Annotated in this window: 19 protein-coding genes and 1 tRNA gene; 11 read left to right on the top strand and 9 right to left on the bottom strand. The window is 63.0% G+C overall.

Annotated elements, in window-relative coordinates; translation table 11 throughout:
• Position 1: 1 nt before the first annotated feature.
• From ABIE62_RS05650 to trxA, 7 genes are all read left to right on the top strand, one after another.
• Positions 2-2,362 (top strand): PAS domain-containing sensor histidine kinase, encoded by a 2,361-nt coding sequence (locus ABIE62_RS05650; RefSeq protein ID WP_354324286.1) that lies wholly within the window; start codon positions 2-4, stop codon positions 2,360-2,362.
• Positions 2,359-2,823 (top strand): tRNA (adenosine(37)-N6)-threonylcarbamoyltransferase complex ATPase subunit type 1 TsaE, encoded by a 465-nt coding sequence (gene tsaE, locus ABIE62_RS05655; RefSeq protein WP_354324288.1) that lies wholly within the window; start codon positions 2,359-2,361, stop codon positions 2,821-2,823. The genes ABIE62_RS05650 and tsaE overlap by 4 nt, the downstream gene beginning before the upstream one ends.
• Positions 2,820-3,806, top strand: coding sequence for an aminoglycoside phosphotransferase family protein (locus ABIE62_RS05660; protein WP_354324290.1), 987 nt, complete (start codon positions 2,820-2,822; stop codon positions 3,804-3,806). The genes tsaE and ABIE62_RS05660 overlap by 4 nt, the downstream gene beginning before the upstream one ends.
• Complete coding sequence (locus ABIE62_RS05665; protein ID WP_354324292.1) at positions 3,803-4,525, top strand: nucleotidyltransferase family protein; 723 nt, start codon at positions 3,803-3,805, stop codon at positions 4,523-4,525. Before ABIE62_RS05660 ends, ABIE62_RS05665 begins: the two co-directional genes overlap by 4 nt.
• Positions 4,518-7,556 carry a double-strand break repair protein AddB gene (gene addB, locus ABIE62_RS05670; RefSeq protein WP_354324294.1) on the top strand — a complete coding sequence of 1,013 codons (3,039 nt, stop codon included), beginning with the start codon at positions 4,518-4,520 and terminating at the stop codon, positions 7,554-7,556. The genes ABIE62_RS05665 and addB overlap by 8 nt, the downstream gene beginning before the upstream one ends.
• The gene (gene addA, locus ABIE62_RS05675) at positions 7,553-11,086 is read left to right on the top strand and encodes a double-strand break repair helicase AddA (RefSeq protein ID WP_354324295.1); all 3,534 of its coding nucleotides are present in this window, start codon (positions 7,553-7,555) and stop codon (positions 11,084-11,086) included. Before addB ends, addA begins: the two co-directional genes overlap by 4 nt.
• A gap of 73 nt (positions 11,087-11,159) precedes the next feature.
• Positions 11,160-11,480 carry a thioredoxin gene (gene trxA / locus ABIE62_RS05680; protein WP_354324297.1) on the top strand — a complete coding sequence of 107 codons (321 nt, stop codon included), beginning with the start codon at positions 11,160-11,162 and terminating at the stop codon, positions 11,478-11,480.
• A 15-nt stretch (positions 11,481-11,495) separates the two neighbouring features.
• On the opposite strand, the gene ABIE62_RS05685 is transcribed toward trxA, so the two are convergent.
• A complete protein-coding gene (locus ABIE62_RS05685; protein WP_354324298.1) occupies positions 11,496-12,305 on the bottom strand; it encodes an inositol monophosphatase family protein in 810 nt (269 codons plus the stop codon).
• Entirely contained in the window at positions 12,302-13,528 is a 1,227-nt protein-coding gene (argJ, locus tag ABIE62_RS05690; RefSeq protein ID WP_354324299.1) for a bifunctional glutamate N-acetyltransferase/amino-acid acetyltransferase ArgJ, read from the bottom strand. The genes ABIE62_RS05685 and argJ overlap by 4 nt, the downstream gene beginning before the upstream one ends.
• An 89-nt stretch (positions 13,529-13,617) precedes the next feature.
• Here argJ and ABIE62_RS05695 point away from each other — a divergent pair, with 89 nt between their 5' ends.
• The 3 genes from ABIE62_RS05695 to ABIE62_RS05705 all read left to right on the top strand — a co-directional run bounded on the left by ABIE62_RS05695 (position 13,618) and on the right by ABIE62_RS05705 (position 17,557).
• Positions 13,618-13,893 carry a hypothetical protein gene (locus tag ABIE62_RS05695; RefSeq protein ID WP_354324300.1) on the top strand — a complete coding sequence of 92 codons (276 nt, stop codon included), beginning with the start codon at positions 13,618-13,620 and terminating at the stop codon, positions 13,891-13,893.
• Between the two features lie 117 nt (positions 13,894-14,010).
• A complete protein-coding gene (gene secA / locus ABIE62_RS05700) occupies positions 14,011-16,770 on the top strand; it encodes a preprotein translocase subunit SecA (protein ID WP_354324301.1) in 2,760 nt (919 codons plus the stop codon).
• A 31-nt stretch (positions 16,771-16,801) separates the two neighbouring features.
• Positions 16,802-17,557 (top strand): sulfite exporter TauE/SafE family protein, encoded by a 756-nt coding sequence (locus ABIE62_RS05705; RefSeq protein WP_354324302.1) that lies wholly within the window; start codon positions 16,802-16,804, stop codon positions 17,555-17,557.
• 32 nt (positions 17,558-17,589) lie between these two features.
• On the opposite strand, the gene ABIE62_RS05710 is transcribed toward ABIE62_RS05705, so the two are convergent.
• The 3 genes from ABIE62_RS05710 to ABIE62_RS05720 form a co-directional block, all read right to left on the bottom strand.
• Positions 17,590-18,549 carry a YeeE/YedE thiosulfate transporter family protein gene (locus ABIE62_RS05710; protein ID WP_354324304.1) on the bottom strand — a complete coding sequence of 320 codons (960 nt, stop codon included), beginning with the start codon at positions 18,547-18,549 and terminating at the stop codon, positions 17,590-17,592.
• Positions 18,550-18,678: 129 nt separating this feature from the next.
• Positions 18,679-18,753, bottom strand: a tRNA-Asn gene (locus ABIE62_RS05715).
• Between the two features lie 96 nt (positions 18,754-18,849).
• Positions 18,850-19,644: an NAD kinase gene (locus ABIE62_RS05720; protein WP_354324306.1), complete on the bottom strand. Its 795-nt coding sequence runs from the start codon at positions 19,642-19,644 to the stop codon at positions 18,850-18,852.
• Between the two features lie 156 nt (positions 19,645-19,800).
• Here ABIE62_RS05720 and ABIE62_RS05725 point away from each other — a divergent pair, with 156 nt between their 5' ends.
• Positions 19,801-20,631 carry an EAL domain-containing protein gene (locus ABIE62_RS05725; protein WP_354324308.1) on the top strand — a complete coding sequence of 277 codons (831 nt, stop codon included), beginning with the start codon at positions 19,801-19,803 and terminating at the stop codon, positions 20,629-20,631.
• 115 nt (positions 20,632-20,746) lie between these two features.
• Here ABIE62_RS05725 and ABIE62_RS05730 read toward each other — a convergent pair whose 3' ends face one another.
• From ABIE62_RS05730 to ABIE62_RS05745, 4 genes are all read right to left on the bottom strand, one after another.
• Positions 20,747-21,802 (bottom strand): TIGR00341 family protein, encoded by a 1,056-nt coding sequence (locus tag ABIE62_RS05730; protein WP_354324310.1) that lies wholly within the window; start codon positions 21,800-21,802, stop codon positions 20,747-20,749.
• Between the two features lie 174 nt (positions 21,803-21,976).
• Positions 21,977-25,477, bottom strand: coding sequence for a transcription-repair coupling factor (mfd, locus tag ABIE62_RS05735; RefSeq protein WP_354324311.1), 3,501 nt, complete (start codon positions 25,475-25,477; stop codon positions 21,977-21,979).
• A gap of 27 nt (positions 25,478-25,504) precedes the next feature.
• Positions 25,505-25,783 carry an FAD assembly factor SdhE gene (locus ABIE62_RS05740; RefSeq protein ID WP_354324312.1) on the bottom strand — a complete coding sequence of 93 codons (279 nt, stop codon included), beginning with the start codon at positions 25,781-25,783 and terminating at the stop codon, positions 25,505-25,507.
• A gap of 76 nt (positions 25,784-25,859) precedes the next feature.
• A complete protein-coding gene (locus tag ABIE62_RS05745; protein ID WP_354324314.1) occupies positions 25,860-26,279 on the bottom strand; it encodes a hypothetical protein in 420 nt (139 codons plus the stop codon).
• Between the last annotated feature and the right edge of the window lie 196 nt (positions 26,280-26,475).

The raw sequence follows: 26,475 nt of genomic DNA on the forward strand, positions 1-26,475 counted from the left end.
AATGGACATCTCGCCCGTCTCGCTTGTGCTTATTGCGCTGGTGCTCGCCGCTTGGGCGGTGGGCGCTGCGGTGGTCATCATCCGCGCCAATCGGGGCATGAAGCGCGCAAGGGCGCTCAAGACCAGCCTCAAGCGGATGCAGGCACTGCTCGATGTCGCGCCCGCGCTGCCTCTGCTGGTGCGAGTCGACGGGCGGATTGAAGCGCCCGACAAACTGGCTCGGCTGCTGGGCCTTGCCGCGATGCCGAAATACCTCAGCGAACTTGCGCCCGACGGCGGGACGAGCAAGGGCGGCGGGCTATCCCGCGAACAGGTGGACCAATTATGGGCGCGGGTGCAGGCGACGCAGAAAAGCGCTGCTCCGTTTCGCATGGCAATCAACCTGCCCGGTTCGCAGCGCAGCCTTGCGCTGCATGGCACGCTCGCTGATCCGCAGGTTTCGCCGGGCGGGGCGGCGCTGGTGTGGGTGTTCGACTTTACCGAAAGCCACGGCGAACTGGCCCGCCTGCGCGCCGCTGCGGCACGGGCGACCGGGGATTTTGCCGCATTGGTAGGCCTGATCGAAGCGGCGCCAATGCCGATGTGGTTCAGGGGCAGCGATCTGACCTTGCAGCTCGTCAATCAGGCCTATGTCGATGCAGTGGGCGCGGGCAGCGCTGCGGAAGTCGTGGACAGCCAGATCGAACTGCTTGAACCCGATGATGCGCGATCGCCTGCCGACATCGCGCGCAATGCGCTCCAAAATCAGGATAAATCCGAACGGATCGTCGCCGCCACGATCCATGGCGCGCGCCGCACCTTGCGTGTCAGCGATCTGCCATTGGGGCAGGAAGGCGTGGCAGGCTACGCCATCGACATTGAGGAGCAACAGCAAGTCGCGCGCGAATTCCGGGCGTTTCGCGATGCCCAGCGGGTGATGCTGGATCAGCTATCAGTCGGCGTCGCGCAGTTCGACCCGGAAGAGCGTCTGATATTTGCAAACCGCCCTTTCCGGCGGTTGTTCGCGCTGACGGACGAGGCAATTGCTGAGCGCACTGCGTTTGACCGCTTCCTTTCCGATGCGCGCGAACGCGGGAGCACGCCCGAAGTGCGCGATTTTCCCGAATGGCGGCGTGAACGCGCAGCATGGTTCGGCGCGCGAGGGACGCAGGAGGAAGCCTGGCCGCTACCCGGCGGCACGCATCTGCGGGTGGTCGCGCAACCCATGCCCGACGGCGGGCTGGTGCTGATTACCGAAGATCGCACTGAAAGCCTGGCGCTGTCCGCTGGGCGCGATACTCTGCTGCGAACCCGCACCGCGACGCTTGATAGCCTGTTCGAAGCGCTGGTGATTTTCTCGCCCGATGGGTCGGTGCAATTGTGGAACCGAAGCTTTGCGGGAACTTGGGGTCTGACGCCGGAACTGCTCGATCAGCACCCCAGCGCGGATGAATTGCTAAGCGCGATTGGACGCAATCTGGTGCGCCCGGACGAGGTGGCGCTGATCGGTGCGGCGGTGCGCGCGGCGACATTGGACCGGCGCGAAAAAGGTGGGCAGGTTGATCTTGCCGATGGGCGCAGCTTGCGCTTTGCCGGGATTCCGCTGCCCGATGGCAATGGGCTTCTGACGGTGCTCGACATCACCGCCTCGCAAAAGGCCGAGCAGGCTCTGCGCGAACGCGCCGAAGCGCTGGAAGAGGCCGACGCGGTCAAGGCGCGGTTCCTCGCCAATATGTCCTACGAATTCCGCACCCCTCTGACCACGATTGGCGGCTATGCCGAACTGCTGAAAAGCGGCGTGGCTGAAGGGCCGGAGCAGGCGGGTGAATATGTCGATGCCATCCTGAGCGCAGTCGCGCGTCTTACCGAGCAGGTCGAAAATGTGCTCGACCTGTCGCAGAGCGAAGCGGGGCTGCTGCCGATCAGCAAGGAACGGGTCGATCTGCTCGATTTCCTCACAACGCTGGTGCGCGAACGCGAACAGGTGATCATCGCTGCGGGCCTGAGCCTTGATCTCAAAGGCCGTCGGGGCCGGGTGGTCGATGCCGACCCGCGCCAGTTGGGCCGGGCGGTCGGCAATCTCCTGGACAACGCCATCACTGGCACGCCCGAAGGTGGCCGGATCGTGATCGAACTGAACAAGGCACCCGATGGATCGGATTGGGGTGTCGAAATCAGTATCGCCGACAACGGTCGGGGCATGTCGTCACGCGAACTCGCGCTGGCGCAGGGCGGGGTGCGGCCGGGCAAGGACGGCGCGCCCGAACGCCGCACGGGGCTGGGCATTCCGCTCGCGCGGCAGTTGATCGAAGCGCATGATGGCACCCTCGATATCGCCAGCCGCAAGGGCGCAGGCACCACCGCGACGATCCGCCTGCCGTGAACGAGACGCGCACGACCCTGCCTGATCTGGCGGCGATGGCGCATTACGGTGCGGCGATTGCGGCACGGCTGCGCGCGGGCGATGTGGTGGCGCTGACCGGCGGGTTGGGGGCAGGCAAGACCACGCTCGCGCGTGCAATTCTGGCGGCGCTGGGCCATGCGGGCGAGGTGCCGTCGCCGACCTTCACGATCATCGAAACCTATGATGCGCCGCCGCTGCGCCTACCTGTCGTCCATGCCGATTTTTACCGGCTCGAACATCCCAGTGAGCTCGATGAAATCGGGCTGGATGATTACCGCGAAGGCGCGGCGCTGCTGGCCGAATGGCCCGATCATGCGGGCGGGTTTGACCGTGAGGCAGGCTGTCTTTCGATCACGCTGGAATTGGTGGGGGAAAGCGGCGAAGATGGGCGCATTGCGATTGCCCGCGGCGGCTCGGATTGGGTAGGGCGGATGCCATGAGCGTGCTTCCTTCCGGTCTTGCCGAATTTGTCGCCGACGCAGGTTGGGGCGGGGCCGATATTGCGCCGCTACCCGGCGATGCATCGTTCCGTCGCTACTTTCGGCTCGTTCGAGGCGGCGAATCGGCGATGCTGATGCACGCGCCCCCGCCGCATGAAGACCCCGCGCCGTTCCTGCATGTCGCGCATTGGCTCAATGAAAACGGGATGCGCGCGCCAGCGATCCTTGCTGAAGACGCGGCCAAAGGCTGGGTGCTGACCGAGGATTTCGGCAACGACCGGATGCGCGATTGGCTCGATCTCAACCCGGCGGATGAGGCGGCGGCCTATGCTGCAGCCGTCGATGCGCTGGTGGCGCTCCACCGCCTGCCAGCGGGGCCATTTCCGGCCTACGACATGGCGACCTATGCCCGCGAGGCGGCGTTGCTGACCGAATGGTATTGCCCGGCGCAGGGGTTGGATGTGGATGGGGCCGGCTATGCTGCGGCGTGGGAGGAAGCGCTCACCCCTTTGCTGGAACGCCAGCATCCCGGCGTTACCGTGCTGCGCGATTACCATGCCGAAAATATCATGCTGCTGGGCGGGCAAGCGGGCGCGCCGCAGGGGTTGATTGATTTTCAGGACGCACTGGTCGGCCACCCGGCCTATGACCTTGTCTCTCTGTTGCAGGACGCGCGGCGCGATGTGCCAGAGGTGTTGGAGGGTGCGATGCTCGCGCATTATTGCGCTGGTGCCGGAATTAGCGATGATGATTTCCTTGCCGACTACGCGCGGCTCGGTGCGCAGCGCAATGCCAAGATTGTCGGCATTTTTACCCGGCTTGATCGGCGCGATGGCAAGCCCAAATACCTCACCATGATCCCGCGCGTCTGGGCAGCGATGGAGCGTGATCTGGCGCACCCTGCGCTGGCACCGGTGGCGCGCTGGTTCGATGCCAATATCCCGCCCGCATTGCGCGCTGCCAATGGGGCATTCGCCGCATGACCGCAGGGCCGCTCGCTTCTGATACTGCAATGATCCTTGCCGCAGGGCTGGGCAAGCGGATGCGCCCGCTCACCGCGTCGCAGCCCAAACCGCTGGTGCGGGTTGCGGGCAAGGCGTTGATTGACCACGCGCTCGATCGGCTGGCCGAGGCCGGGGTCGCGCGCGCGGTGGTGAATGTGCATTACCTCGCCGATGCGCTGGAGGCACATGTGCTTGCTTGTCGCGCGCCGCAGGTGAGTGTCTCGGATGAGCGCGCGCTGTTGCTCGAAACCGGCGGCGGGATGGCGAAGGCGCTGCCGCGTCTGCCCGACCCGTTCTTTGCGCTGAACGCTGACAATATCTGGCTCGACGGTCCGAAAAGCGCGTTTCACGATCTGTCGTCGCGCTGGGATCCGGACGCGATGGACGCGCTGCTGCTGGTGGTTCCCCACGCGCGCGCGGCGAATTTTAGCGGGCCGGGCGATTTCCACATGGATCCGCTGGGTAGGCTGTCGCGCCGCCTTGATGGCCGGATCGCGCCGTTTATCTATACTGGTATCCAACTGGTTTCGCACCGCTTGATGCGCGATGCGCCGACTGGTCCATTCGGGACAATGCAATTGTGGGAACGCGCGATCAAAGAAGGGCGGCTTTACGGCCTGTCTTTCACCGGGTTGTGGTTCGAAGTCGGCACTCCGCAAGCGATCCGTCCGACTGAAGCGGCGTTGCAGGGTGGCTGAGGCGCGCCGCACAGGGCCGCTGGTCTATTCCAGCGCCGCGCATCGCGGCTTTGCCGATGCGCTGGTGGCAGGGCTGGTGCCGCGCTACCGCGAACCGGGTTTCGGGCTGGCCCGCCTTACTGTGCTGGTGCCGAGCAGTCGCGCCGCGCGCACCCTGTCCGAAGCCTTCATCCGCCATGCCGGGGAAACGGGTGAAGGCGGACTGTTGATGCCGCGCATGATTGCGGTGGGTGATCTTGACCTTGACGAAAAACTGGGCGCGGCGCTCGATCCGCTGGGTGCGGCGGACATCCCGCCTGCCTGCGATCCTGTGCGCCGCTGGCTCGCGCTGGATCGCCTGATTGCCGAGGAGCGCGCCAGCGAGGGCATGGAACCGCTGCCGGGCCGCGCACGGCTCAATCTGGCGCGCGAAATGGCGCGGGCGATGGATCGGTTGCTGGTCGAGGAAAAGCGCGCTGATGATCTGCTGAGCGAACCGGTGCTCGACAGTGTGGCGGGTGTGGCTGATCATTGGAAACGCGCCGTCCGCCTGTTCGCGCGGGTCAACACCCGCTGGCAGGCGGAGCTGGATTCGCGCGGTGAGGTCGATGCCGCCACCCGGCGCAACCTGCTGTTTGATCGCGCCGCGCTTCGCTGGAAAGTTGCGCCGCCGCCGCACCCCATCCTTGCAGCCGGTGTCACCAGTGCTTCCCCGGCGCTGGCACGGCTGCTGCGCGTGGTGGCCGAACTGCCGTTGGGCGCGGTGGTGCTGCCCGATCTCGATCTGGCGATGGATGATGCCGCGTGGGAGGAATTGGGCCGTGCAGGTGCAGCCGACGCGCCCGGCGGGGCGGTGTTCGGCACGGATGATGTGCTGTCGCACCCGCAATATCATCTCAAGCTGCTGCTCAACCGCATGGGGGTGAACCGCGCAGAGGTGCAGCAATGGCACCGGCGCGGGATTGCTGCGGCAGAGCCAGCCCGCAGCCGGGCGATCTCGTCCTTGTTTCTGCCCCCGCGAGCGAGCCGTTCGTGGGCGGCGTTAAAGCCCGATCAGCGGCGCTTGGCAGGCGTTCGCGTGCTGACCAGCGCGACGATCGAAATCGAAGCGCAGGCGATTGCGCTGATGGTGCGCGAAGCGCTTGAACAACCCGAACAGCGGATCGCGATCGTCACCGCTGATCGCGGTCTTGCCCGGCGGGTGGTGCAGCATCTGGCGCGCTGGAATATTGCCGCCGATGATAGCGCCGGTCAGTCCTTGGCGCTGACCCCGGCGGGCCGGTTGCTGGGCTTGCTGGTGGAAATCGCCGCGCATGGGGCCGATCCCGGCAATCTGGTTGCGGCTTTCGGGCATCCCTTGGTGCGCGGCAGTGACGGCGAAGCGCGGCAGGCGTGGCTGACCGGCCTGCGCGCCTTTGACCGGCAATTGCGCGGGCCGTCCCCTGCGCCGGGGATAGAGCCGCTGCGCAAGGCGGCGGACAAGGCGGGCGTCGTTGCGTGGTGGGCCGAGGCTGCGGGGTTGATCGCACCGCTTTCCGATTGGCCGGAGCAAATTGGGCTGGCCGACGCGCTCGGAATCCTCGCCGCCGCGTGCGAAGCCTTTGCCGGGCCATCGGCATGGGAGCGCGAAGATGGGCGTGCGCTTGGCGCCATGATCGAGGAATTGCGCGGCCACGCCGAAGCGCTCGGTACCGTGATCGAAAGCGCCGATATCGCGGGCATCCTGCGCGATGCAATGGATGAAGTCGCGGTGCGCCCCGGTTATGGCGGGCACCCGCGTGTGGCGATTTACGGCTTGCTTGAAGCGCGCATGGCGCGGGCTGATATGGTCATCTGCGCAGGGCTGAATGAAGGCAGCTGGCCGCAGCCGCCCGCCGCTGATCCCTTGCTCGCACCTGCGATCCTGCGCGCGCTCGGCGTGCCGGGGGCAGAGTTCAGGATTGGGCTGTCCGCGCATGATCTGGCCGGGGCAATGGGCGCGCCGCAGGTGGTGCTAAGCCGGGCCTTGCGCGATGCCGAGGGGCCGACGCTGCCGTCGCGCTTCCTGCTAAGGGTAGAGGCGTTGCTGGGCGATGATCTGGCGCGCGAACACCGCGAAACCGCAATCCCGGCGCTGTTGCCGCATCTCGACCGTGAACGTGCGAGAAGCACGGCCTATCCGCGCCCTGCGCCCGATCCTGCGCCCGCCTTGCGCGATGTGCCGATCAAGGTGACTGCGCTCGACCGGCTGCTGGGCGATCCCTATCAGTTCTATGCGCAGGCGATCCTCAATCTCAGGCAGTTGCAGCCGCTCGCCGCTGATCCGTTCAGCGATCCGGCGCTGCGCGGGACGTTGGTGCATGATATTCTGGAAAAATGGCATCACGCCCGCGTGGTTGACCCGGCGCAGGCGATTGCGCCATTTGCCGCCGCGCAGTTCGCCGCCGAACAGGTGCACCCGTTGTTCCGGGCGCTGTGGCAGCCGCGCCTGATCGCGGCGCTCGAACGTTTCGAGGCATGGCTGGATGCTGCCGCGGCCGAGGGCCGGAAGGTGCTGGCCAGCGAATTTTCGGGCGAGATGACCTTCGATGACGTGAAGGTGAAGGGCCGTGCTGACCGCATTGATCAGCTCGCCGATGGGACACTGGCCATCGTCGATTACAAAACCGGCGCGCCGCCAAGCAAGGCACAGGTGACGGCGGGCTATGCGCTGCAACTCGGCATCCTTGGCTTGATCGCGCAGCATGGCCGGTTTGAACGCCATGGCACGGTGGTGACCGGCACGCCGACGCGGTTTGAATATTGGTCGCTGGGGAAGCCGCAAAAGGGCGATGGATTCGGTTATCAGCAAACCCCGATGAAAGAAGGGAACGCAAGAACCGGGCTTGAACCCGGCGAATACCTGCCCTTCCATGCCGAGCGACTGGGCCACGCCATTCGCGAATATATCAAGGGCAGCGCACCGTTTACCGCGCGCGAGAACCCTGATTACAAAGGCTATAATGAATATGATCAGCTAATGCGGCTGGAAGAATGGATCGTGGGCCTCACCGATCAGGATGATGCAGCATGAGCGGCGGCGGGTTGGTATTCCCGCTGGCGGGCAATCAACGGCTCGCGGCGAACCCTGCTGACAACGTCTGGCTGTCGGCATCGGCCGGGACGGGCAAGACGCAGGTATTGTCCGCGCGCGTGCTGCGCCTGCTGCTGCGCGAAGATGTTGCACCGTCGCAGATCCTGTGCCTGACCTTTACCAAGGCGGGCGCGGCGGAAATGGCCAACCGCATCAACGCGGTGCTGGCACGCTGGGTGCGATTGCCCGAGGCGACGCTGGCGCGGGAACTTGGCCATCTTGGCGCGGATATCGACCCGGCCACCCTGGAACGCGCGCGCAGCCTGTTTGCCAGCGTGCTCGATTGCCCCGGTGGCGGCCTCAGGATTGATACGATCCACGCCTTTGCGCAGTTTCTGATTGGCAATTTCCCCGATGAGGCGGGCCTTGCCCCCGGCACGCGGGTGATGGACGATCGCAGCCGCGACCTGTTGGCGCGCGATGTTCTCACCGATCTGATTGAGGGGGCTGAGCGCGCGGGCGATGCCCGGTTGCTGGATGCGACCACCCTGTTCACCACCCGCAAGGAACCGGGCGCGTTACAGAAATGGCTGATGCGCGCCGCCGATGCACATGAGCTGTGGGCAGGGCAGGGCGCGTGGCAATCCCCGATGGATGCGCGGGTGCGGCAGACCTTGGGGATGCCAGCCGATGCGGGCGCAGATTGGGCGAACGAGCCGCTGCACCCTGATATTTTCCCCGATGATCATCTGCTGGCGATGATCCCCCCGCTTGAAGCGTGGGGCACGGCGACGGCGGCCAAGTGCCTTAGCTTCATGCGGGAATGGCTGGAACTGGACTGGCCCGCGCGGATTTCTGCCGCTGCGGGGTTCCGTGGAACGCTGCTCAGGGCGGATGGCATGCCGAGCCTAACCCTCAAGAAGCCGCGGGAGACTGACCCTGATTTCATCGACAATCAGGAGACGATTGCCGTCGCGATTGAGGAAGTCGAAATTCGCCGTGCGCTGCTCGCCACCGCCGAAATCGTCACCGCCGCGCTCGAAATCGGGCGGGCGTTTGCGCTGAGGTGGGAAGCGCGCAAGGCCCGCGAAGGGCTGCTCGATTTTTCCGACCTGATCCGTAAGGCCGCCGACCTGCTCGGCAATTCTGCGGCGGCAGACTGGATCCGCTACAAGCTTGACCGGCATTTCGACCACATCCTGATCGACGAGGCGCAGGATACCAACCAGAGCCAGTGGGACATCGTGTTCGCGCTGATCGATGATTTCTTCAGCGGCGAAGGCGCGCGCGGGGATAAATTGCGCACCATCTTCTCCGTGGGCGATTACAAGCAGGCGATTTTCGGGTTTCAGGGCACCAGTCCGGAAAACTTCGCCCGCGCCAAACAAAAGGTTGAGGCGCGCATCATGCAGGCGCGTGACGGCATCCGCGCCAGCCGCATCAATCGGCGCGAGCCGGGCTGGCAGGATCTCGACCTCGGCCAATCGTTCCGCACAGCCAATGTGGTGCTCGATTTCGTCAATCGCACGATTGCGCTTTTGGGCTTTCCCGCCTTCGGGCTTGATCGCGAACCTGCGCCGCATGAAGGTGCCGAGCGCCCCGGACTTGTCACGCTGTGGCCGCCCGTTTTTCCCCACGCGGGCGAGGGTGAGGGCGACGGCGATGATGAAGGTGACGATGGCGGCGACTGGCTGCCGGCGCATGATACCTTGCTCGCCGATCGCATCGCGCAGCAGGTGCAGCGCTGGGTGAACCTGACCGATCCGTTCGTGCTGGAAAAAGGCTCGCGCCGCCATGCGCAGGCGGGCGACATCATGGTGCTGGTGCGCCAACGAAAAGCGCTCGCTGCGCAGATTGTGGCTAAGCTGCACGCGCGCGGCGTGCCGGTGGCCGGGGTTGACCGGCTGCGATTGGGCGCGCCGCTGGCGGTTAAGGATGTGCTGGCGGCCCTGCGCTTTGCGTCGCAACCCCTCGATGATCTGAGCCTCGCCAACCTGCTCGCCTCGCCGCTGGCGGGGTGGACGCAGGATGATATCCTCGCCCACGTTCCCCGGTCGGACAAGGTGCGGCTGTGGGATCATTTGCGCCGCGCGGATGCGCCGCCGTTGGTGCGGGACGCGGCTGAACGATTGCGCGAACTCCTGCGCCGCGCCGATTACCAGACCCCGCAGGCGCTGATAACCTGGCTGCTGACCGGCCCGTGGCAAGGCCGTGCGCGGCTGGTTGAACGCTTGGGGAGCGAGGCGAACGACCCGCTTGATGAGCTGGTCAACGCAGCCTTCGCATTTGAAGCGGAGCATTGGCCGAGCCTTGCCGGGTTCTTGCAGTGGTTCGATGCCGGAACCGGTGATCTGAAACGCGATTCGGACAGCGCCACCGGGCAGGTGCGGGTGATGACGGTGCATGGTTCGAAGGGTTTGCAGGCGCCGATCGTCATCCTTGCCGACGCCACGGGCGAACCGGGCAAGCCAGGCGATCTGGCACTGGATGATGATGCCTTTGGATTAGCGAACGATCCTGAACGGGTGCGCGCGGTGCTATTGCCTCCGCTGAACAAGGAGGAACGCAAGGGGCGGGTCAGCGCGGCTGAGGAAGCGGCCAAGACGGCGGCGATGCAGGAGCATTGGCGGCTGCTTTATGTCGCCATGACCCGCGCCGAAGAAGCGCTGTTCATCGGCGGATCGCTCAACAAGAACGAAGCAAGGAACCGCGTCCCGCATGATGACAGCTGGTATGCGCGGCTTGCGCCCTTGTTCGACGGCGAGGAACTCGCTGATCCGGTGTGGCGATGGCGTAAGGAGTGGGGTCATCACGCTGAACCGTTGATGCCCGGCGACAATGCGCAATCGGACGCGGCAACGCCGCCTGAGCTTCCGCCATGGATGACAACGCCGATCGGCCCCGAGCCGCGCCCACCGCGCCCGCTTGCTCCATCAAGCGCGGGTGAGGAAAAGGGCGGCGAACCGCCGCTGCCGCCCGATGTCGCGCGGATTGCGGCCCGTCGCGGGAGCCTGATCCATCGTCTGCTCGAACGTCTGCCCGATGTGCCCGAGGCCGAACGGGCGCTGACCGCGCACCGCTGGCTGGAACGGCAGGCAGGCGATCTGCCCGATGCGGAACGTGCGGAAATGCTTGGCTCTGCGACGGCCGTGCTCGCCCACCCTGATTTTGCCGCGCTGTTTTCACCGCGTGCGCTGGCTGAGGTGCCGCTGGCCGCGACGGTGGGCGGGGTGGTGGTGGCAGGCACGGCGGATCGACTGCTGATCGAGGATACGCGGATCACCGTGGTGGATTTCAAGACCACCCGCCGCCCGCCCGCCAGCGCCGATGCGATTCCGCTGGCGACGTTGCGGCAGATGGCCGCCTATGTCGCCGCGTTGGAGGCAATCTATCCGGGGCGCGAAGTGCGAGCGGGCGTGCTTTATACTCATGCGCCTGCGCTGTTCGACCTCGCACCGGAACGGCTGGCACCGCACAAGTCAGGGTTGGACGCCGCGCAGCAAAGCTATTTGCCGCTGGCTATTGAGTGAAAAGCCGCGCGCACTAGATTGCATTATAAGCCCGCGCGCTTCTATGCTGCCCGGTAAACAGGAGAATGCAGTTATGGCTACCGTCAACGTTACCGATGCCAGCTTTCAGGCCGATGTGCTGGACAGCGACACCCCCGTGTTGGTCGATTTTTGGGCTGACTGGTGCGGCCCGTGCAAGATGATTGCACCGGCGCTGGAAGAAATCAGTGAGGAACTGGCCGGTCAGGTTCGGATCGCCAAGATCGACATCACCGAAAACACCGATGTCGCCGCGCAGATTGGCGTGCAGTCAATCCCGTTGATGGTGCTGTTCAAGAATGGCGAAGCGGTCGCGCGTAAACTGGGCGCGGCACCCAAGGGCCAGCTGAAAGCGTGGCTTGAAAGCGAGCTTTGATCGGATATTCGCGCTTTACCCCGCCATCCGGCCGATAAATTCGTCCCAGATCGCCGGGCTGGATGCACCGATCAGGCCGGGCTTGTCCGCCTCGTCCACCCGGTAATCGCTGCCATCGTGCCGGGCGGCCTTGCCGCCAGATTCGTTAAGCCACAGCACACCGGCCGCATGATCCCATGCTAACGTGCGTTTGAAGCTGGAGACGTCGTTCTCGCCCAGCGCAAGGCGCGGATATTGTTCGGCGGCGCAGCGCGGGATGTCGACCAGCGTGTAATGCGGGGCGATCTTCGCATCGACCATGGCCGATTGTTCCGGGGTGAGGAACATGCGGCTGACCGCAGCGACCGGCCGATCCCGCCCGGTCGAGCGGGCCGCGATGCGCTCCCCATCCACAAACGCCCCTTCGCCGCGGCGCGCATGGCAGAAACGGTCGGTGTTCGGATCATAGATCCACCCCGCCACCGCCCGTCCCGCATCGGCAAGCGCGATGATGATGCCGAACGGTTCCTTGCCCTCGGCAAAATTGGCGGTGCCATCGAGCGGGTCGATGATCCAGCACTGGCCTGACAAGTGATTGAGCACCGCCGCGTCGGCATGGACGGCTTCTTCGCCGACCACCGCGACACCGGGCGCAAGTTTGGTCAGCGCCTCGGTCAGAAATGCTTCGACTTCGCGGTCGACGATGGTGACAGGATCGTCATTGCCCTTCATTTCGACTTCGTGCGCGGCCAGCTGGCGGAAGCGTGGCAGCATCGATCGTTGCGCAGCGAAGCGCATCAGATCGCGGATTTCTTCGTCAAGGGCCGACAATTGGCCCGCTTTCATGAACGGTAATCCGCGTTGATGGCAATGTAGCCGTGGGTGAGATCGCAGGTCCACACCGTCGCGCGGCCTTCGCCAAGGCCGATATCGACGGCGATATCGATTTCTTCGCCTTTGAGATGCGCTGAAACCGGGGCTTCGTCATAATCTTCGACCGGCAGACCGTTCCTCGCGGCCCACACGCCGCCGAATGCGATGGAAAGCCTGTCACGATCTGCCGGTTCGCCAGCCTTGCCCACCGCCATGACCACGCGGCCCCAGTTGGCGTCCTCGCCCGCGATGGCGGTCTTGACCAGCGGCGAATTGGCGATGGTGAGGCCAATCCGCCGCGCGCTGTCGTCGCTCACCGCGCCCGACACCCGGATCGTGACGAATTTTTGCGCACCCTCGCCATCGCGCACTACCAACTGCGCAAGATTGCGGCACACATCGGCCAGCGCAGCTGCAAAGGCATCCGCTCCCGGGCTGTCCCAGCTTTCGATCCGCGCGTTGCCAGCCTTGCCCGTGGCGAACACCAGCACGGTATCGCTGGTCGAAGTATCGCCATCAACCGTGATGCACGAAAAAGTCGCCGCGTTGGCGCGTTCCAGCGCGTCTTGCAGGAAGGCAGGAGCGATGTCTGCATCGGTGAACACATAGCCGAGCATGGTCGCCATGTCGGGTGCGATCATGCCCGAACCCTTGATGATCCCGGCGAGTTCAACCCGCGTGTTGCCCACCATTGCGCTCGCGCTTGCGCCTTTCGCAAAGGTGTCTGTGGTGCCGATAGCGTTTGCGGCATCTTCCCAGGTGCAGGGCTGCGCCGCCAGAGCAGCAGCGATCCCGGCACGCGCCTTGTCGATCGGCAAGGGCACGCCGATGACGCCGGTGGAGGAGACGAATACATCATCTGCCGCACAGCTCAGCGCCGCGCTGACCTGCGACTGGATCTGCTCCACCGCCTCGCGCCCGCGATAGCCGGTGAAGGCATTGGAATTGCCTGCATTGACGATCAGTGCCCGCGCACGGCCCAGCTTCACCGCCTTGCGTCCCAGTTCCACTTCTGACGAGGCGCAGGCGCTTTTGGTGAAGACGCCTGCCACGCTGGTGCCTTCCGCCAACTCCGCGAAGGTCAGATCGCAGCGGTTCCATTCCTTGTAACGCGCCCGCGCCACGCGCAACGTCACGCCCGCGATTGCAGGCAATTGGGGGAAGGGGCGGGCGAGCGGCGAGCGTTCAATTTCCATGGGGGAGAGCCTCTAGGCGTGAGTTGCGATGCAGTAAATCAGCAAAGCTGGTGGACGAAACGCTCAGGATTCCCTATTTGGTCGCCACTATGACCCGTCATATCCTCGCCCTTCTGGCTCTGCTTACCGGCCTGGCTGCGATTGGTAGCCCGGCGCAGGCGTCGCTGGCTGAGGCGCTGGCGTGCGATTCCAGCATCGCTGCGACCACTGGCGACGATGCATCGGGCGGCGAAAGCGTTGCAGCGCAACCCGCGCCTGCGACCTTGCGGGAAAGCCGTGAGGTTGAAGCCCCCGCCAGCCGTCCGGCCACGCCCCACGCGCTGCGTCTGCCGGTGCTGATGGGGATCGAACGCGCCTACGAATAGGCCACGTTCGCCCTTCGTCTTAGTTTTAGCGCTGCGCCCGGTGGCCAAGCGCGCTCTCTCCCAAACCCGATTCAGGCCCGCATTGCAGGGCCGCACCCGATCAAAGGTCTGTTTTTCATGTTCAATTCCATCGTTAAATCCGTGTTCGGTTCTACCAACGACCGATACGTCAAATCGCTTGGCAAGATCGTCAATCAGATCAATGCTCTGGAACCGCAGATGCAGGCGCTGACTGATGCTGAATTGCAGGGACAGACCGCCAAACTGCGCGGGCTGATCGATGATGGCGCCAAGCTTGATGACATTCTGCCCGAAGCATTTGCCACTGTGCGCGAGGCATCGGTGCGAGTGTTCGGGATGCGGCATTTTGATGTGCAGCTGATCGGCGGGATCGTGCTCCACCGCGGTGAAATCGCGGAAATGCGCACCGGTGAAGGCAAGACCCTGATGGCGACGCTGGCGGTGTATCTCAACGCGATCGAAGGCAAGGGCGTACACGTGGTGACGGTGAACGATTACCTTGCCCGGCGCGACGCGGCAGAGATGGGGCGGCTTTACAACTGGCTCGGCCTCAGTGTCGGGGTGATTGTCCCCGGAATGCCCGAAGAAACCAAGCGTGACGCCTACGGCGCCGATATCACCTACGGCACCAACAACGAATTCGGTTTCGATTACCTGCGCGACAACATGAAGCATGAACGCAGCCAGATGGCGCAGCGCCCGTTCAATTTCGCCATCGTCGACGAAGTCGATTCGATCCTGATCGACGAAGCGCGCACGCCGTTGATCATCTCCGGCCCAACCGAGGACAAGTCCGATCTTTACGTCGCGCTCGACCAAGTGGCGCGCGAAATCCCGGTCGAATGGCTCGACATCGATGAAAAGGTCAAACGTGTCCAGTTGACCGAAGACGGGTTGGAGGAAGTCGAAAAGCTCCTGATCGAAAAGGGCCTGCTCGCCACCGACAATCTGTATGATGTCGAGAACACCCAGGTCGTCCATCACCTTGATCAGGCGCTGGTCGCCAATTTCGCGCGCAAGCGGGATACTGATTACATCATCAAGGACGGCAAGATCGTCATCATCGATGAATTCACCGGTCGCATGATGGATGGCCGTCGCTGGTCGAACGGTCTGCATCAGGCGGTTGAGGCCAAGGAGGGCGTGCGGATCGAGCCGGAAAACCAGACGATGGCCTCGATCACGTTCCAGAACTATTTCCGCATGTACCCCAAACTGTCGGGCATGACCGGCACTGCCGCCACCGAAGCGGCGGAATTCTGGGATATCTACAAGGTCGGGGTGGTCGAAATTCCGACCAACCTGCCCGTCGCGCGGATCGATGAGGAAGACGAATTCTACAAGAGCACAATCGACAAATTTGGCGCGATTGCCAAGGCGATCAAGGACAAGAACGAGATCGGTCAGCCTGTGCTGGTCGGCACGGTTTCGATTGAAAAGTCCGAATTGCTCAGCCAGTTCCTCGACAAGGAGGGGGTGAAGCACGCGGTGCTCAACGCCCGCTTCCACGAACAGGAAGCGCGCATCGTCGCGCAGGCAGGCAGGCTTGGTGCGGTGACTATCGCCACCAACATGGCCGGTCGCGGTACCGATATTCAGCTAGGCGGCAATGTCGAATACCGCATTCAGGATGAGCTGGCAGACCTGCCCGAAGGGCCGGATCGCGATGCCGCCATCGCCCGCATCCGCGACGAAGTGGCTGAGGAAAAGCAGCAGGTGATCGCGGCCGGCGGGCTCTTCGTACTTGGCACCGAACGCCACGAATCGCGCCGCATCGATAACCAGCTGCGCGGTCGTTCGGGCCGTCAGGGCGATCCGGGCCTGTCGCGCTTTTACCTCTGCCTCGAAGATGACCTGCTGCGCATCTTTGGCCCCGACACGCTGTTTTCCAAGATGATGAAATCGAACCTTGCCGATGGTGAGGCGATCGGTTCCAAGTGGCTGTCAAAGGCGATCGAGACTGCGCAGAAGAAGGTCGAAGCGCGCAATTACGACACCCGCAAACAGGTCGTGCAATACGATGACGTGATGAATGATCAGCGTAAGGTTGTTTACGAACAACGCGCCGAGATCATGGATTCCGAGGCGGTCGATGATGTCGTGGTGGATATGCGTCACGACACCATCAACACGATTGTTGGCACCGCGTGCCCGCCGGGTTCCTATCCCGAACAGTGGGACATTGCCGGATTGCGCACCAAGGTTGAGGAGATCTTCGGGTTCCAACCGCCATTCGATGAGTGGCTGGCAGAAGACCAGGTCGAACCTGAGATCCTGGAAGAACGGCTGCGCACTCTTACCGACGAAATGACCGAGGCCAAGATGACCGCAGACCCGGCAGTCTGGCGGATAGTCGAAAAGGACGTGCTGCTGCGCCAGCTCGATCATCACTGGAAGGAACACCTCGCTACGCTCGATGCGCTGCGGCAGGTGATCTGGATGCGCGGCATTGCGCAAAAACAGCCCATCAACGAATACAAGCAGGAAGCGTTCAGCCTGTTTGAATCGATGCTCGACACGCTGCGTGAGGAAGTGACCAGGATCCTGTTCCGGGCCGAACTCAGGGTTGAACAGCCGCAGCCGCAATCACTGCCCGATCTGCCTGCCTTCCTCACCGGCCATATTGATCCTTTGACCGGGCTTGATAATTCGGGCGACGGGGATGGTTCGGAACTTCGGCCTGAATTGTTCGGATCGCTCGCCGGAAGCCCGCGCGCTGCGACCGGGCCGGGCGGGGCGAATACAGACAATCCCTTCGCCAATCTCGACATTAGCCGCAATGCACAGTGTCCGTGCGGCAGTGGCAACAAATACAAGCATTGCCACGGCGCGATAAGCGGGCGTCAAAACGCCTGAGCGGGAGCGTAATGCGTAACAAGGGGCGGTAATGATCGGCGCGGTTCCGATACTGCTGGCGGTGGCGTTCTTCGTCACCGCTTTGCTCTATGCCAGCGTGGGGTTTGGTGGCGGATCGACTTATGCGGCGCTGCTGGCGCTGTCAGGGCTTGATTACCGCTTGCTGCCGCTGATCTCGCTGGCCTGCAACATCGTGGTTGTGGCCGGATCGAGCGTGCGGTTTGCGCGCGCGCGGATTACCCCGTGGCGTGGCGCGCTGCTACTGGTGGCGCTGGCTGCTCCGGCGAGCTTTGTCGGCGGGCTGATCCCGATCGGGCGAGAGGCGTTTCTCACGCTTCTGGGTGTCAGTCTGGTGCTGACCAGCTTGACCATGTTGATCCCGATTGCCGAACAACACGCGGGTGAGCCGACGCGTTATGCCCGCTGTATACCCGTTGCAGCCCCGCTGCTGGGTTTCCTTGCCGGGTTAGTCGGTATCGGCGGGGGGATCTTCCTCGCGCCCTTGCTGCACCTTACGCGCTGGCAGGGCGCGCGTGCCATTGCGGCGACGGCCAGCCTGTTCATTCTGGTGAACTCGCTGTTTGGCCTCGCCGGGCAATTGCTCAAGAACGGCCCCGACCTGTTCGGGCAAGCTCTTGGCACAGCGCTGCCGCTCCTGATCGCGGTGGTGATCGGCGGCCAGATCGGCGGTCTGTTTGCCGCGCGCTTGCTGCCGCCGAAATGGATCCGCTGGTTGACTGCAATACTGGTGCTGGTGGTGGGAGTTCGACTGCTGGCGGGGGCGTGAGAAGAACGGGAAGCGCGCCGCCTCGATCAGAATCAGACATCGGCGGAAATGTGCTGCCCGTCCTTCGGCCTGCCGACATATAATGCGAGGTAAAGGGTCACAACAAAGGCAGCATAGGCGACCAGCAGGTTGGGCAACAGCAACGGAATGCCAGTAAACAGCATCGTGTCATTGCCGCCCGGAACCAAGGTTGCGCCGATGCCCATCAGCAGGCCGCCAAAGGCCGCTCTGGCCCACTCGCGGATGCCACCTGTTTGCAACCGAAACATACCGCCGATCACCACTGCGACCACCATGCCGACGATCAACGCAATCGGCACAGCAATCGCGCGAAACGTAAAGGGCGTGTCTCCATATGCGATTTTCGCAATGCTGCTGGTGTAGAGCCATTGCTGGTCGAGCGCGAACAGCGCTCCCGACGCCGCGCCGATCAAGGCCATCGCCAATAACGGCGACCAACCTCCGCCAGGGCGTCGCAATTTAAGGCGGCGGTACAAATAATAACCAGCCATCGCAGCCAGTGTTCCGCCAACTGCCAATGCGAGCGGCGCATTACCCGCAAGCGGTGAAACAACCTGTTCGCGCATCGGTAACAACAATGCCGCCTGTAACATATTGGGCCCGAGACATATGGCCGCGACGAGCATCGCGGCGATGGAGGCGCTGCGGGACATTTGGCCGGACGTAAGCGCCGCCGCCGTGCCAATCGCACAATGACCGTTGATCCGTGAACCAAGCCCGTAAAGCACGCCGCCTGCGATAGCGATCCAGTCCATCCGCGCGCCAAGGATGGTGGTAAAGGGCCGCGCACCCAAATATTCGGCAGCGGCCATCACCATCATCGCGGTTGCTGCTGCCAGCAAGAACCCTGCAAGACGGTGCCCACGCCGCCGCTCAATCACCTCGTTCATCGCACGAACCATGCACACTCCGGTGCGTTGGCTGGAATATCCGATGAGGAAAATCAGCGCGATGATTATGATGAGAAGCACTGGCAACGAACTAACGCATAAGCGAGTGAACGCAATACAAGGCTATGATTTCAAGGGTGGAGCAGGGTGGGGCTGACGCAGCGCCGTGACAGCGCTGCATATCCAATCAGCGGAAATCAGTTGAGAAATTGGCTCCCCGAGTAGGATTCGAACCTACGGCCAAGTGATTAACAGTCACCTACTCTACCGCTGAGCTATCGGGGAGCAACTCTTCCAAGCGGTCTAAGGAAGAGCGGAAGCGCGCCTATATGGGGCAGGGCACAGGATTGCAAGGGGGTTTTGAGCCTGCCTACGCTGCAATCATCCCGTGACAAATTGTTCGGCCACTATGCGTTCTTCGAGCGATTGGCCGGGATCGAACAGCAGCGTCAACTGGGTGTCCTGCGCAATCTGGAGACGCACCTCGGCAATGTCGCGCAGTTCCTTTTGATCGGCGACGACAGACACCGGGCGCTTGGCCGGTTCGAGCACCTTGAGCACGATCTTCATCCGGTCAGGCAAAATTGCCCCGCGCCAGCGCCTCGGGCGAAACGGGCTGATCGGGGTGAGGGCGAGCAGCTTGCTGTCCAATGGCAGGATCGGGCCATTGGCGGACAGGTTATACGCCGTCGATCCCGCAGGGGTTGCTACCAATACCCCGTCGCACACCAATTCCTGTATCCGCACCCGGTCGCCCACGGTCACTTCAATCTTGGCGGTCTGGCGCGTTTCGCGCAGCAGCGATATTTCGTTGATCGCACACATTGCGTGGCTTTTGCCGTCTTGCGTGATCGCCTCGACCCGCAAGGGCGCAATCGTCCAGCGCCGCGCTTTGGCGACCCGCGCGGCAATGGCTGCACGCTTGTCAAAGCGGTTCATCAGGAACCCGACCGAGCCAAGGTTCATGCCATAGGCCGGGATCACGCGGCCCTCATCGATCATCGCGTGCAGCGTTTGCAGCATGAACCCGTCGCCGCCCAGCACTACCACCGCGTCGGCCTGTTCCAGCGGCACCCAATCGTGCTGCGGCAGCAAAGCCGCGAAGGCTTCTTGCGCGCGCGGGACATCCGAAACCACCAGCGCGAGGCGCTCAAAGGGTGCTGCGTTGCTCGCCATCTATCGCTCTCCTCCGGGTTGAACGTGATCCCGGCTGACTTATCCCCGGTGCATTGTCGGCAGAATGGCCTGATGTGCCAGTTTTGGGCGGATTGCAATTGAAGCAAGCATTGCGCAGATTCCATGATTAAGAACGCTGATCCATAAGGGAGCGGAATGGAACAAGGCCGGACATCGTTGCGCGGCAGCACGCGCGGGCGCTTTCCCGGCGTCAGCACCGGTGTGCTCGAAGCCGACTTGCTCAGCGCGCTCGACCGGCGTGAGATTGAGGTATTGTTCCAGCCGCAATTTTCCTGCGTTACCGGGGCAGTGGTCGGGGCCGAAGCGCTGGCACGCTGGCAGCACCCCTCGCTGGGCGAAATCGGCGCGCGCGATCTGTTCGCGGTGGCAGAGCGTGCTGCGCTGGTCGCCCCGCTGTCGCGCCATGTGGTCGCCCGCGCGCTGGAGGATGCGGCGACCTGGCCGGATAATCTGTCGCTGTCGCTCAACATCACACCCGAAGAACTGGGCGATCCGCGCTTTGCTGCCGATTTTGCCGCGTTGATCGGCCGTTCGGACATTGCACCGCAGCGGCTGATGCTGGAGATTACCGAGGATTTGTTGCTGCGCAATCTGCCGCAGGCGGCCAGCGCGCTGAAGGCGTTGCGCGGGCTGGGGTTCCGCACCGCGCTCGATGATTTCGGCGCGGGGTTCTGCAATTTTCGCTACCTGCGCGAATTGCCGCTGGATGCGCTGAAGCTTGACAAGGCGATGGTCGATAGCGTGCCGGGCGATGCCACCGCGCTGGCGGTGCTGCGGGCGATCATGCAGCTGGGCAAAGCGCTTGGCCTGGCGGTCTATGCCGAGGGGATCGAAAGCGAAATCCAGCGCGCGGCGATCACCGCCGAAGGCTGCGACTACTGGCAAGGCTTCCTGCGCGCCCAGCCGATGCCGAGCGAAAGCGTGCTGGCACTGGCGCGAACGGCGCGCGGGATAGGGCACGGGTAAGGGGGCAGCTGTCAACTTTCGGATGGTGCGAGTTGAGTTGTTGATGGCTGCAAGTGGATGAAGAGTTTCCGTAAAGAACGCCCATCTTTATTGACGATAACAGGTTATCTTGCGATCAAACCGCGCTGTTGCCTAGGGCTGAAAAAATACCTTCTCCTGCTCCTAAGCCGAGCAAGATCCGGCCTGCCATCATCGCCATCAGCAATCCCAGCAAAAGTACCCAAACCAGCATAATCCCCGTAGTCATACGCCAGCTTTTGGGCGGCAGTCCCTGAAACAAGAAGGTAACTATTCCCGCGACGTTCACGCACACGAGATTGACGGTAAACAGGAACATTGCATTGGCCCCTGCAGCAGGTAATCCTGCTCCGGTGTAGATGCCCGCAGCGGTGAGCGGCGGAACCAGCGCTACCGCAATCATTACGCCCACTAGCGCGAGTGACGCCCCGCGGCTAAAGGCCAGCACCCCGGCTGCGCCGCACGCTAGGGCAAGCGCAATGTCAGCCGGCTGAACCAGCGTCCGGTTGCGCAGTTCAGCGGTCAATGGATCTATTGCCACAATCATTCCAATTACTGAGCCCGTCAGCGCCGCGAGCGCGCAGCCCAGTGCCAAGGCCGCAATCGCTTTCCGGCCTAGCGTCCAGTCGCCAACCGTTGCCGCAAGCGCCAGTCCCATCGCGGGGCCAAGCAAGGGCGCAATAATCATTGCGCCGATGACGACAGCGACCTGCCCGCTGAGCATTCCGAGGCCTGCGATGATCGCCGACAGCGTTACCGTCAGCACGAACGAAGGTCGGATCCTCAGGCTTTCTTCGATGTCATCGTAGATTTCATCCGTGCTAAGGCGGTCGCGGCTGAAAAAGCGCTCGAGCCACGTTGGCGGTGGAAGATTGGACGCGAGCAGCAGTTCGGTCGATGGGTTTTCCTCCAGCGTTGGTAGCACGGCTTCTAGATGCGCGACGTGGGCCGCGAAGGACGGCACAGTTCGAAAGGCATCGTCCAGATCGGTTAGTAGGCGTTCGGTATAACGTTGCTGGACGATACAAGTGTATTTCTCTTGTTCTCCCGGCAAGCTCTCGCGCCAAAAACGCCGGGTGTGGCGGGCAAGAATGGTTTCCAGCAAAGGGATCTGATTCTCGGGCAGGTAGATCTGGACATTTCTTGCTGACATGGAGGCCTCTACCGCGCGCGATGAAGCGTTGTGTCGCGCTCAGCATCACTTTGATCTGGAGAGTTGGTTAAGGCAACTCCAACTCTGCAACATTCTCAAAGCGAAGAGTTCTATGGCAACTACAAGGTTGCTAGAAGAAATCCCGCAACTGGGGCCATACCTCCTATGTGGCCATCAGGCCGCGCGCTTCGCCTTCGCTGCCTTCTTCACAACCCCGCTTAACCCCTTGGTCAGCTGGAACAATCCGTTCAGCCGGTTTTGCGGGTCGCCCCATGCGCGGTTGATGACCAGTTTCATGTCGGGGCGCAGTTTGGCGGTGTCTTTGGCACCCTGATTGATCCGTTCGACATAGGCGATCAAGCCCATCGGATCGGGGAAATCATCATTGTGGAAGGTGACAAGCGTGCCGCGTGCGCCGACATCGATCTTGGCAATGTTGGCACCGATTGCCTGATGCTTGATTTCGATCAGGCGGATCAGGTTCTTGGTCGGCTGCGGCAGGTCGCCGAAACGGTCGATCATTTCGGCGGCCAGACTTTCGATCTCGTACTGCCCCTCGGCCTGATTGAGCCTGCGATAGAGCGCCATGCGCACCGCCAGATCGGGCACGTAATCCTCAGGGATCATGATTGGCGCATCGACGGTGATCTGCGGCGAAACCTTGTCGCGCGCCGGGGCGAGGCCCATTTCGCCCGCCTTGGCCGCCAGAATCGCCTCCTCCAGCATCGCCTGATACAGTTCGAACCCGACCTCGCGGATATGGCCTGATTGTTCATCGCCCAACAGATTGCCCGCGCCGCGAATGTCGAGATCGTGGCTGGCAAGCTGGAACCCTGCACCCAGCGAATCAAGATCGCCAAGCACCTTCAGCCGTTTCTGCGCGACTTCGGATAGGGCAACGTCTTTTTCATGCGTCAGATAGGCATAGGCGCGCAGTTTGGCCCGGCCCACGCGCCCGCGCAGCTGATAGAGCTGGGCGAGGCCGAAAATGTCGGCGCGGTGGATGATGATGGTGTTGGCGTTGGGCAGGTCCAGCCCGCTCTCGACGATGGTGGTCGAAAGCAGCACCTCGTACTTGCCTTCGTAGAAAGCGCTCATCCGGCTTTCGATTTCTCCTGCACCCATCTGGCCATGAGCAGAGATCGCCTTGATCTCGGGCACGTGTTCGTGCAGCCATTCTTCGACACCCGCCATGTCCGAAATGCGCGGCACGACGATGAAGCTCTGCCCGCCGCGGTGGTGTTCGCGCAGCAGCGCCTCGCGCATCACCATGTCGTCCCATTCCATTACATAGGTGCGCACGGCGAGCCGGTCGACCGGCGGGGTCTGGATGGTGGAAAGTTCGCGCAGGCCGCTCATCGCCATTTGCAGCGTGCGCGGGATGGGCGTGGCGGTGAGCGTGAGGACGTGAACGTCGGCGCGCAGCTGTTTCAGCTTTTCCTTGTGGGTGACGCCGAAGCGCTGTTCTTCATCCACGATCACAAGGCCGAGGTTCTTGAATTGCGTCGATTTTGACAGGATCGCGTGGGTGCCGATCACCAGATCGACCTGGCCATTTTTCAACCCTTCGCGGGTCGCGGTCGCTTCCTTGGCGGAGACGAGGCGTGAGAGTCGCCCGATCTGGAGCGGGAAGCCTGCGAATCGTTCGACAAAGTTCTGATAGTGCTGGCGCGCGAGCAGGGTAGTGGGGGCCACGATGGCCACCTGCTGCCCCGCCATTGCCGCGACAAATGCGGCGCGCAAGGCGACCTCGGTCTTGCCGAAGCCGACATCGCCGCAGACGAGACGATCCATCGGACGCCCGCTTTCCAGATCGCCCAGCACATCGGCGATGGCGCGTTCCTGATCCTCGGTCTCCGACCATGGGAAGCGGTCGACGAACTGGTTAAGCGTGGCGTGATCGGTCGCCAGCACCGTGGCTTTCCGCAGCGCGCGTGCGGCGGCGACCTGCATCAACTCGCCCGCGATGGCGGTGATGCGTTCTTTCAGCTTGGCACGGCGGCGCTGCCATGCCTCACCGCCCAGCCGGTCAAGCGGCACCGCCTGTTCGGACGAGCCGTAGCGGCTAAGAACATCGATGTTTTCGACCGGGATGAACAGCTTGTCCCCGCCCGCATATTCCAGCGCGACGCAATCATGCTGGCTTTTGCCGACCGTGATCGGGTCAAGCCCGAGATAGCGCCCGATCCCGTGTTCGATATGCACCACCAGATCGCCGCGCGACAAGGCCTGAAGCTCGGCAAGGAAGGCATCGGAATCCCGCCGCTTTTTCTTGCGGCGCACCAGCCGGTCGCCCAGCACATCGGCTTCGGTGAGGAGTTCGAGCGTGTCGCTGGCAAACCCGGTTTCCAGCGGCAGGACAACCACCGCGCATTTGCCTTTGGCGGCCAGCCCCAGCGCCTGTTGCCAATTGTCCGCCAGCATAGTTGGCGCGCCGGCTTCTTCAAGGATTAACGCGATCCGCCGGGCGCTGCCGGTGGAATAGGCGGCGAACAGCGGCTTGCGCCCGACCTTGGCAACGGATTTGAGATACCCTGCGGCGGCTTCGTAAACATTTTCACCGCGCCCGCGCTCAGGCGCAAAATCGCGCGCCGAACGGAAGCCGAAATCGAGCACATTGGCGCTGCCCTCGGCAGCAAAACCGCTGGCCCGGTGGGCGGGGGCGGCGGCCAGTGCAGCGTCAAATTCAGCCCGCGTCAGATACAGCGCATCGGGACCGAGCGGGCGATAACTGCCTTTCTTCTCGCTTGCGATCCGGCCGCGTTGTTCGTGGTAATCGGCAATGTCACCAAGCCGTTCCTCGGCCGCGCCAATCGCGCCCTGATCGATGACCACGACATCATCCGTGCCGAGGTGATCGAACAGCGTCGCCAGCCGTTCCTCAAACAACGGCAGCCAATGTTCCATGCCCGCCAGTCGCCGCCCGTCAGACACCGCTTCGTACAGCGGATCCTGCGTGGCGTTCGCGCCGAACAGTTCGCGGTAACGGCTGCGAAAGCGCTTGATGCTGTTGTCGTCGAGCAGCGCTTCGGACGCAGGCAGCAGCAGGTGCTGATCGACCCGTTCCACCGTCATCTGCGTGGCCGGATCGAACAATCGCAGGCTTTCCAGTTCATCACCGAAGAAATCGAGCCGCAGACCTGCATCAAGGCTGGAGGGGAAGATATCGACAATCGATCCGCGCACTGCAAATTCGCCGTGGTCGATCACCGTGTCGGTGCGCGCATAGCCCTGCCGGGTCAGCAGCGCGGCAAGGCTGGCATGGCCGATATTGGTGCCAACGCGGAATTCACGCACGCTTTCGCGCACGCGGAACGGGGTGAGCACGCGTTGCAAAACGGCGTTGACTGTCGTGACCAGCAATTGCTGCGCGCTGCCGGGTTGCTGCAAGCGGTGGAGCGCGGCCAGCCGTTCGGCACTGATCGTCAGCGCGGGGCTGGCCCGGTCATAGGGCAGGCAATCCCACGCGGGGAAGGCGAAGACATCAATCTCGGGCGCGAAGAACTGCGCCGCGTCCACTGCCGCGCGCATCGCCGCATCGTCGGGCGCGATGAACACCGCCCGGCGTTTGGCAGCGCGGGCGAGATCGACCAGCACCAGCGGCAGGCTCCCGCGCGGGAGCGAGGCGAGGGTCAGCGGATCATTGGCCGCAAGGATGCGCGAGAGATCGGGCATAGGTTTCCAGTAAAGCGGCGCGCGCGATCAGCGCGGAATATCAACGTAATCGAGTTTCTGCATGGAGGTGAGCAGGTCGCCCGCCAGATGCTCCGGCGGCGCGGCGGTGCCAAGCGCGAAAGCCATCACATCGACGTCATCTTCATCGAGCAAGGCTTCGAACCACGCCAGTTCCGGTTCGCCCCAAACGGCGTGGTAGCGATCAAAGTAACCGCCGATCATGTAATCGGCCTCACGCGTGCCGCGATGCCACGCGCGGAACTTCGCGCGGGCCAGGCGATCGGCAAAGCTATGCGGTTCCGGCATGGAAAAAGGGGCACCTTCGGTTGGAAAGGCGCCCCTAATCCCAGATCAATCATTCAGGTTCAAGTGAGTATCGCGGTTATGGGTGGGTGTGGCTGTAAGTGACCAGAGAATCCGTTACCAACCCACCCAATTCATCGCGAATTTTCCGCGCAGCTTCCTCGCCGCCAGCAACTTCGACAAATGCCTTGTTATATGCTGCCTGCGCCGGAGGATTATGAGTGTCGAGCGCGGAAAGACCATCCGGCATTTGGATGAGAAGCATCAAATCCCAATTTCCGGTCATCAACCAATGCACCGTGACCGGTTTCAAGCCAGCCTTTTCGGCTGCGCGCGCATTATAAGTCTCTTGGATTTCCGTCCATCGCGGGCCTGCGCCATCGGCAAGCTTGAGATAGACAACCCGGTAAGTGGTCCGCGCCTCTTCAGCTTCTTGCGCCATGGCTGGCGCGGCTGGAATGGCAACCAACGCCGCTGAGCTAGCGGCGATTCCGAACATAAGTTTCCGTATCATAGTCAGGTCTTCCCCCCGTGAAAAACACGTTTGCGAGCGACCCTACTGGTTTGACTGTTACAAGGACGAAGCAATGCAATCATTGCGTGTCGTAACGTCAAGGGCAGATTAGACCACATATTAACCATGCAAACAAGCGCCGTCGTAAGGCTTCGCAGAACGGATGATTGGGGTTAGAGCC

This window comes from Porphyrobacter sp. MBR-155 (genome assembly GCF_040547625.1).
Taxonomy (GTDB): Bacteria; Pseudomonadota; Alphaproteobacteria; order Sphingomonadales; family Sphingomonadaceae; genus Erythrobacter.